This is a genomic window from Fusibacter tunisiensis, from assembly GCF_016908355.1.
Classification (GTDB): Bacteria; Bacillota; Clostridia; order Peptostreptococcales; family Acidaminobacteraceae; genus Fusibacter_D; species Fusibacter_D tunisiensis.
Genome location: NZ_JAFBDT010000024.1, coordinates 22232 through 31623, shown reverse-complemented (window position 1 = coordinate 31623; position 9392 = coordinate 22232). Strand labels below are relative to the sequence as shown.

The following is a 9392-nucleotide window of genomic DNA, read 5'->3' as shown; positions in this document are numbered from 1 at the left end:
AGTTTTGTGATAAAATAGTATAGAAAGCAAGTCTGATTTATATGAATTTGACTATCATAGGAAAGCGCAACCAGAGACGCAGAATTCTGGTATTATATAATTAGAGGTGTGACGGACAAAAATACTGGAGGGGTCAATGAAAATCAATCAATTTACCAAATGGAAATTACTATACGAAGATGAATCCCAATGTTTTTCAAATGCCATTGATTCTGAAACAGGCAACGCAGTTGTCATAATAACTTATTTTAACAAAGACGATTTACCAAAATCAGTTAGAGCATTACTTGAATCTGCACTTCACAATGTGATTGAGATTATTGAGGACAATGAAGGCTTTCATATTGTTTCCAAACGTTTAAAAGGCATGTCTCTCAAACGCTTTTCAGATTCAAACACTATGGCTTATTTAGATCGGATTCAAATGGTCTATGATTGGTTGAAGCAAATTCAACTTTACGAACAGTTTCCTGACGCTGTAAAAATTCAGCTTGTTGATTCTGATCAGATTCTCATTACAGATAACACAATGCATTCAAGAGAACTCGTGGATTATAAGTCAGCAGATACAGTGGAAATTCAGGACATCTTTAAACAAGTAGGCTATACTTTAGATATGGTTTTGTACGATGCTGAAAATACACATCAGCTTTTTATAGAAAATCTTTGCATTGGAAAGCATGATATTTTTTCTTTTACTTTACTGAGAAAGCAATTTAAAGACATCTTTATTTATGAAAAAGAGGATGCCCTCGCACGTGTGCTTTCCGAATACAACATCATTCTAAATGATTTGGAGTCAGACGCACCACCAGTTCCTAAAATTACGCGACCAGTCATTGAAGCCACTACAGAGCCAATAGAGGTGCAGGATGAACTAGAGGAGGAACTACAGGCTTCATCACCTCATCAACACGCGTCAGAGACTGATGAAGCTGATGAAAATGGTGACACTGACGGACCTGATGCACTTCTCGATCAGAGTATGGAAGACTTATTTGAAGATTCAGAGACCGTTCCTTTAAGAGAACGTATTGGGAAAAGAGAATTCATCATTGGATTTGGAACACTTGCCGTTATTGCTTTGATCCTTTGGTTTATTTTCAAACCCGAGCCTGTCGCAGCTCGATTTGAAATTGATCACTTGCCAAACAATAGGGTTGCCTTTATAAACGACTCTACTGGACAAAATAAAATCGAGACCTATCTTTGGGAAATCTACTATGATGATACCTTTATTTACAGTTTTACTGACTTCAATCTCCACCCTCTTTTTGAAACCGAAGGCAATTATACAATTTCCTTAAAGGTTAAAGATGAAGCAGGCAATTGGAGTGACCCGTTTGTACTTGAATACACTTACACAGAAAAATAGAAATGGAATACTGCATGAAAAAACTTTTAGGCATAATGAGAAGAACAATTGAATCATATGGTATGATTTCAGACGGCGACCGTGTCGCTGTTGGCCTTTCTGGTGGAAAAGACAGTATGGCGCTTTTGATGCTCCTAAAAAAATATCAATCCTTTGCACCTGTTAAGTTCCATCTAGAAGCCATTACCGTTGACATGGGATTTAATACTTTTAATTTAGAAGCCGCGCAAGCGTTCTGTAAGATGCTTGACGTGCCTTATGAGATTGCAAAAACAGATATCGCAAAAGTTGTTTTTGAAATACGCGAGGAAAAAAATCCCTGTGCCTTGTGTGCAAACATGAGACGTGGCGTTCTTTCAGACGTTATGAAGGCGCGTGGTTTAAACAAACTGGCACTCGGTCACCATCAAGATGATGCTTTAAGCACACTTTTCTTAAATATGTTATACGCTGGTAAGTTAAATACACTTGAGTATATTTCTTATCTATCAAGGGCGGATATTCATGTTATTAGACCCTTCCTTGATGCCCCAGAATCTGAAGTGATCCGCACAATTCAATCTGAAAAAATACCTGTTTTAAAAAGTCCATGCCCTATGGACAGGCGAACCAAACGCGAGTCCATCAATCAAATGCTAGAAAATCTTGAAAAAGAAGTACCTCATAGTCGAAAAAGCTTGGTCACAGCCATGCGAAATGAGGCACAATGCAATCTGTTTAAAAACAAAAAAGATCCTCTCAAATAACACAATGAGAGGATCTTTACTTTATAGTTTCTATTGTCGTTTCTGGTGGTATCACCCTTTCAAAAACAAAAAACCAGTTTATAATAATCCATTGACTTTCGGATCAATCACCTGCAAACCAAACTAAGGCTTTGTGCCTCAAAACATAGGCTGTGTCCGAAGTATTAATACAAATAAGAGTTAGGTTCACCTACAAGTTTCCTCTGTAACACTTCTAAAGTCTTTGGCGGAATCACTCCTTTTAAAAACAAATCGATAGGTTTTTAAAACGACACCATTATTCAGTTGTTACTGGTTTTCTTGCATTTATTATACCATATTCATGTTTATGTTTTCAAGCATTTTGTTAACATAATTTTTTATTTTTTTATCAATGCCGTCACTTTCATAAATTTCTCCAGGGGCATTTGCCAGTGCCATTAATGCAAATTTAGGTGGTACTCTAAACCCCTTGTTAATGCTTAATGCGCCAATCAGTTGACCTGCAACAGCGTCATTTCCAGAATTTGCAGATACAATAACAGCATAGATAAATTTGTCATGAAAATTCATGTTTCGATAAAGTGCTGTTAAGCGATTAATAACAGCCATTAGTTTTGCTGAAATTGAATCATTGTAATTGGGACATATCCACACAATGTAATCTGCAGCCTCAATAGCAGGATACAAAGATTCAACTACAAAACCACCATAAAAGCAACTCTTTCCCATTGCATAATAACTACACGTCTCAAAACTGCATCCAAAGCAATCTCTAATTTGTCCTTCCTCCACATGTAACGTCTGAACAGACAGACCATTGCCCATTTTCTCTTTAAGCTGTGATTCCACTTGATCCCAAAGCATCAACGTATTGGATATTCCAAGGTGGCCAGCGTGTAAAACCAATACCTTCGCCTTTTGGGTTTTAATAGGACCATAATCGGCAAGGCGATGTATGAGACCCTTTATCAGGTTATGGGCTGCTGCTTCCTTTGTACACTGTAAAGTCTTGGCCCAAGTGTTGAAATTTGACAAGTCTTTCGTCATTTCCACCAAGGCATGTCCAGGAAACTCACACCCAGATTGATTCAATATAAAAAACCATTTTTTAGCATATGTTTTGGTATACAACTCAGATTCAGAACGCAAAATTAAGACAGCCTGAGAATTTTGAAAATAAGAGGTTCCAACCCTTTCTTTGAGAAATTGATTCATACCACTATTTTCACCAATTTCATCTAAATCAACTAAAAAAACGCGTTTAACAAATTCATCAGATATTTCACCTACAGAATGAATCTCTCGTTTAATCAAAGTTGAAATTTCAGTAGAGCGTTCCGAAAAATCTAAGAATTCAATTTTTCCCATGTGGCCTCCAACGCTTTGTAGGATCTTTCAATCCGCTTGAACAGAGCATCGTCCAAGCTTAACCTTTCATAAAGGACGCCTGTATCTGTCAAACGGTTCCGCGTTCCCCAGAAAACAGTCCCTATAGATGTTGCACTATAATGCCATCGTCCTTCCAACATTGATACAAGTGAATGTGCGCCTGAAGATATTGCAGGCGCTATAAAGGGTTTATACCCCAGTGCCCTTACTTCTAAATTTGCCTTAATCACCCGGTCTGTTAACTGAACAGAATCTAAATCATCTGGTTTGGTCACATCTGCTGAAACCACCAACAAATCCCCATGTGGTCCAAACACACGCCCCTTTTCGCGGTATTCCAGTTCCATTTGATCGGAAAAATAGGCTGCTCTGCCATCCATAACACCTAAACCAAATCCTTTTATCTGTTGTTCTTTTAAAGCACCCGTTTCAAGCACAGCTTGACAGAGCAAATCTACTGGATCAGAAACAACTGCAAAAACACCTTTAAATCGAGCTTTTCCAGCTAACTCTGCATAGGTCTGAACAATCTTTGCGTTTTTTTCATACTGAATCATGCGCACATCCTTGACGTCGTCACCGACTGGCGGCACAAAGGCAGATGCACAGAATACAAAAACATCACACTCAAACAGTGCCTCATAAGATATAGATTCAACTTTCATTTCAGGATTTACAACAATTTGATTCAGTTCAATTTCCCAACGTTTCTTTTGAGAATCATTTAAATCAAAAACACCCAAAACATCTATACAGTTTCCGCCCAAAAGCTTTAATCCCAAAGCTAACGTGTGTCCTACATCGCCAAGCCCAAGTAAATGAACTCTGTATTTTTGAGGCTTAAGACTATATGGTCTCTCATTATTAGCTTTCAATAGTGAGGCTTCATGCTTACCATATAGCCAGTCTAAAGTTATTTTAAAGTCTGTCATACCCACCTACCCTATATAGAAATTTTTCATTTTTCGAAGTTGTTCCAAATCATCTTTTATATACTCTGAAGGTCTCACATTACTGGAATAAAAAATATTTTTTCCCTTATCTGGATATCTTGGCGTGTTTAAAACTTCGCCAAGTCTATCAATTGTGAGCATACGCTCATTTTGCTTCTCATAGATCATTTCAACTGCAGATAAAATTTCAACCGTATTTTCCAAAGCCACTTCTGATAAATTGTATATGGCTGCTTTACTGGTATCTGTAATATAACCAGCTGAAGAATACGGTAAGATCAAGTTCACCGAATTGATAAGATTCCGATCTGGAACACTTCCCCGCCATATAGCGTCCCCATCTATAAAAGGATACAATTTACTTTCATAAAACCAAACTTTGATTTTTGGTATAAAATAGGCGGCACCCACATTAAGATTCATGGATTCTGCAACTTCTCTTCCTGCACCGGACATAATACCCACAATAAATTTTTGAACGTTAACTTTGTATTTTTCAAAATATGGGACCAAGGCTTGAAGTCGGTAGCCTTTGTTTAGTAAATCATCCACTAAAATAATAGGCCGATCATACGACTTAATCATTTTAATCTGATTTTCAAGATCTAAATAGTAGGGATACTCACGAATTTGATGTGTTGCTAGATCCGTCGAGAAATATTTTTCTGCATGGAGTGTTTTGGTTACAGTATTCGGCAATATCCATCGCTTGAAAACAGCACCGAACGGCACACACATTGCAGTTCCAAGTGTTCGAGGTGTTACAGGGTTCACTGACACACCGTTTTCATCACAAACCTTTTTAATCAAAGTCTCATAAATCATAGCCCGGTCGAAATTAAGCACTAAATTGCCTGGATACAGTTCCGTTAATGCCTTTTGTAGACGCCCTCTTGCCCGAACCATTACCTCATTTAACTCAGGCATACTTTTATAAGGTTCCTTAAATTGAGAATGAACATCTAAATTGAGGGTACATGGTGTTGACATGTTCACTGAATAGGCAATTTCCATACCGGTGGTTGAACTAATATTGACAAAACCTTGTTTTCTTAAAACATCATCCATTTCCTTGCTAATTTGATCGTGCAAACTTTCTTTATAAACACAATAGGTATAATCTCTTGAAAGAGCATTTGCAAGTGTTTCAGTTAACATGATCTGTTCGACATTTTTAAAATCACATCCCTTTTGCTTGAAGATTCCATCAATCATTAAAATTCTACCAACTGAGTGGTCTCGAACATTTTTGATAATTTCTGGACTTTCAAAGGCATAGTGTATATCTGCAGCTCTAAGCCAGTGAAACATTGAAATTGCAATAATTTTTCCGTTTTCCTTCAAGCTGCGAAGCACCAGTAGTTTTCTTTGATCATTACGTTCTATCTCTCTTATAATTGCCGTGGCGCATTTGAAATCAGACATCAAAATACTGTTTTTATCTGCATCTGTAATTTGGTCCAAAAACTCAAGTGAAATAGATTTGGTTGTCATCAGTTCTTTCAAGAGAGGCTCTCTCTGATACAAACTCTTTTCATAGATAAAATTCTGCGCCAATGGATCAATCAAAGTTGAAATATCCCTGTTTTCGTCGATATAATCCCGTATTAGTGTAGAACTTATGGTTTCATATGCCTTTGGCAAGGTGAATTTCAATGTATTGGGATGCAGTTTTTCGATTTTTTGATTCAGCCTCTTCTGATCTTCTTTAGACATATCACGCCCACCGCGCTCATAAATCAGGTGCGGGATTTCTTTAATAAAGCCCATTTCACCTTTATAAGCAGAAGCATTTAAGATCACATCTGTTCCAACAACCAAATAGACTTCAGAATCTGGAAATAATTTCTTCAAGCGTTTTAAGTCTTTATCATTGGCAATGTTAATTGTAACATCTCTTGGGAAAGGAAAAATTCCAATTTCATCTGCAACACTTCGTTTAATAATGGTTCTTCTAATTAAATTTGGCTGTGTCCTTTTAGACCATGAAAATTCATCCACATACAATAGAACCTCAAAGCCTCTTTTTTTGATGTCATTTGCAATTTGCTTATGACTCAATGTAAATGGATCAAAAGCACCAGGAAAAAACGCAATTTTTGTATTTGGTTTCAACGGAATTGTCCCGCGAAGATGTTGATATTCAGATATAAAATTATAAATGTATTTAAGTGAAGCTGAATTGTTGAAAAAAATCAAATCGTTGGCCTCATCGGTGTTCACCATTAGAGACATTGTTTTTTTTATGGTGAGTCTATAGAGATACTCTTTTTTCTTTAAACTCAATGTCGGTTCAGAGAAAATATCTTTTGCAACCACACTAAAAGCCATTTGGTTAACATAGCTAGAGCTGTGTACAAATCCGTTAAACAACACACCATACATTCTTAAAATGCGTTTCTCATGCCAGATAACAGATTCTTTAAAGGCATATTTGTAATTAGAATATCGAACCACAGCATAACCAACTGTCTTTACAATGAGTGCAATGAGTTTTTCATTGTTGGTGCTCATTTTCTTTTCAAAACTTTCTATAATTTCGTCCAATTCTTTCGGGTGAACATGCAAAATGATTTGTCCTAAATATGGCGGTATATATTTTGTGAATTCATAGCTCTCCATTTCAAGGGCCCGAATCAACTCAACTGCAATATCATTCTTCTGTTCAAAGTTAAGATGTGACACCAGATGAAGAAGCATTCTTCCAGCAGTATTTCTAACCGATTCAAGTGCACTGACCTTCAAAAGATTGCACAGGTGCATTGCCATATAAAAACTGTTTTCATAATCATATAAAAGCGTATTGCGCATTAAAAGTTCGATTTGAAACCGTTTTGCAACGTCCAATGTCGCCGATTTTAAATTGCTTAAAAAGATATTGGAAGTCAACTTAAGGTCATCAATACAAATCTGCTTTAGATAGTCAACTGTTTCCGCATCCATGCGTAAGGTTTCTGCCAATTTTAAACGTGCATAGTTTTCAGCAGGGTCCCCTGTAGAAGGATTTGAAATTGAAACCACTCTTTTAAGTTCAGTTTTAACAATTATGTCCTCATCTGCATATGGCAAAATAGAATAAATCAAATTGTAGGCTCTCAACCTTAATTTAACATCCTCATTGGTCAACAACTCTGACACAAAATTCATAATTTTAAAACGCTGATCATCTGAAAAATCATCAAATGGCAAAACACGTGCTGCTTTGATTAAATAAAATCGTATTTTCTCCTCTTCTCTGTATTTTTCAAAGTCATTGACCAGTATTTCTATACTGTTTAATCGCTTATTCTGTCCTTTTAAATGTTGAAAATAAGAAGCAATCATGTCTCTCATACTATAGCTAATATACTTCTTATGACGTTCAATAACTTTGGTCTCTGGATTTAAAAATCGATCCACATAGTAATTGAAAAGTCCAACCGTATCCAATTGTTCTCGCGTTACCAGTGCACTTGTGGGAATTTCTTTTCGAATCTCCTCATCATACGACGCGATAATCGTCCCAATTAACTCTGCACACTGTTTGCGAATATCCTCTTGAGGCAAAACAAGTTTCTCATACAAAAATCCAATAACAATCTGTTTCTGCTTTTGTGTCAAATAATTGTAATACTCTTCCAGTATGGCAATATAACCCCTCAAGCTGGTCATGTCTCTACTGGTTCTAACGGGTTCTAATAACTTATTTAAAGAAGCTTCATCTCTAAATCTATATAAAAGTTCGATGTTATGTTGAATTGATGAAAAGACGACATTCTGAGTAATGGCATCTCCTTGCATTAAAGCAAAGTATTTTCGCTTTATTGTAGCCGTATGGTCCAAATCAATGCCACGATCAGCATCTGTGTTAACATTTAAATCCAACAAGAAATTTTCAAAATCATTCAATTTACTATAAACGCGTCTGTATCTATTCTTTTTGGCTTCATCCAAATTATCCAATTTGTTTAAAATTACGTTAAAAGAATCTTCTAATGTGAAAATTTTCATTTGTGAAACGCCATCTATATAGTCGGCTTTCACCCTAAAATCAGAATAAATCAGGATTAGGGATTCAATTGGTAAAGCCTCCAACTCCAAGTCCCAAGTTGAATGGTTAATGGCTACGTTTCGAATATAGACAATACTTCTTTTTTCAAACCATTCACCCGTGTAATAATAATGGTAATAAGCCACTTTATGGGCTTCCTCTGGTTTACAGCCAAATTTACCAATGTCATGGCCAGCAGCTGCGCCAGACACACGTCCCAAATCTATGGGAAAGCCAAGCGCCTTCAATTGTCTTGCAATTTTCATGGCAATATAATGAACCCCACAAATATGATCCAGTGTGGTGTACCCAATCACTTCTTGATTCAATTTCATCATTTCATAGACAAATTCGTACTTAAATGCCTTTCTAAAAACATCAAATTCAGTCCGATCTTCAAGGTCTTCAATTTCAGACTCTGTCAGCAAACTTAAAGGATACCGGCTTTGCCATGTGCCATCCTCAGATGTCATTTGAAGTTCTGAGAAAATGCGCAAAACACGCAGATACAATTCAGCGACCCGATTTAAATCATAATTTAATTCAATTGTAACTGCCGCTGGAAACGAAAAATTTAAACTGTAAAAATAAATATACGTCAGCCAATCTTCTGGCTGTTCTTTAACTGGATAATTTTCAATGAGTCCCTGCATTAAGGCATAAACAGATTGACTGGTATAATCCTTTCTATCCAGCATGTCACGGATTTTTTCTTTGAAAGCCATAGTTGTCACATAATCTGAAACACGTTTGCGTTCTATACCATATCTTTTGATAAAATTTCGGTTTAACACTTCTTTAGCAATTTTTCTAAAAACCAAATCGGTCATACTTTTCACCTCTCTAGTGGACTTACTTATTATTATCCCACATCTATCTCCTCAAAACAATGAAGTCCTTGTGCATTTATGCCGATA

Annotated in this window: 5 protein-coding genes; 2 read left to right on the top strand and 3 right to left on the bottom strand. The window is 36.5% G+C overall.

Translation table 11 applies throughout. From position 1 onward, the window contains the following. The first annotated feature begins 136 nt into the window (after window positions 1-136). Together JOC49_RS10925 and JOC49_RS10920 are read left to right on the top strand one after the other, a co-directional pair. Window positions 137-1375 (top strand): hypothetical protein, encoded by a 1239-nt coding sequence (locus JOC49_RS10925; RefSeq protein ID WP_204665073.1) that lies wholly within the window; start codon window positions 137-139, stop codon window positions 1373-1375. A 14-nt stretch (window positions 1376-1389) separates the two neighbouring features. After that, on the top strand, window positions 1390-2121 hold the full coding sequence (locus tag JOC49_RS10920) for a tRNA lysidine(34) synthetase (protein ID WP_204665072.1): 732 nt from the start codon (window positions 1390-1392) through the stop codon (window positions 2119-2121). Window positions 2122-2430: 309 nt separating this feature from the next. On the opposite strand, the gene JOC49_RS10915 is transcribed toward JOC49_RS10920, so the two are convergent. Genes JOC49_RS10915 through JOC49_RS10905 form a run of 3 tightly spaced genes read right to left on the bottom strand, consistent with a single transcriptional unit; the run spans window position 2431 to window position 9305 of the window. Continuing rightward, window positions 2431-3471 (bottom strand): flavodoxin family protein, encoded by a 1041-nt coding sequence (locus JOC49_RS10915; protein ID WP_204665071.1) that lies wholly within the window; start codon window positions 3469-3471, stop codon window positions 2431-2433. Further along, entirely contained in the window at window positions 3450-4424 is a 975-nt protein-coding gene (locus JOC49_RS10910; protein WP_204665070.1) for a lactate/malate family dehydrogenase, read from the bottom strand. Before JOC49_RS10910 ends, JOC49_RS10915 begins: the two co-directional genes overlap by 22 nt. Window positions 4425-4430: 6 nt before the next feature. After that, window positions 4431-9305, bottom strand: a complete 4875-nt coding sequence (locus JOC49_RS10905; RefSeq protein ID WP_204665069.1) for a cytidyltransferase — start codon at window positions 9303-9305, stop codon at window positions 4431-4433. Window positions 9306-9392: the final 87 nt, after the last annotated feature.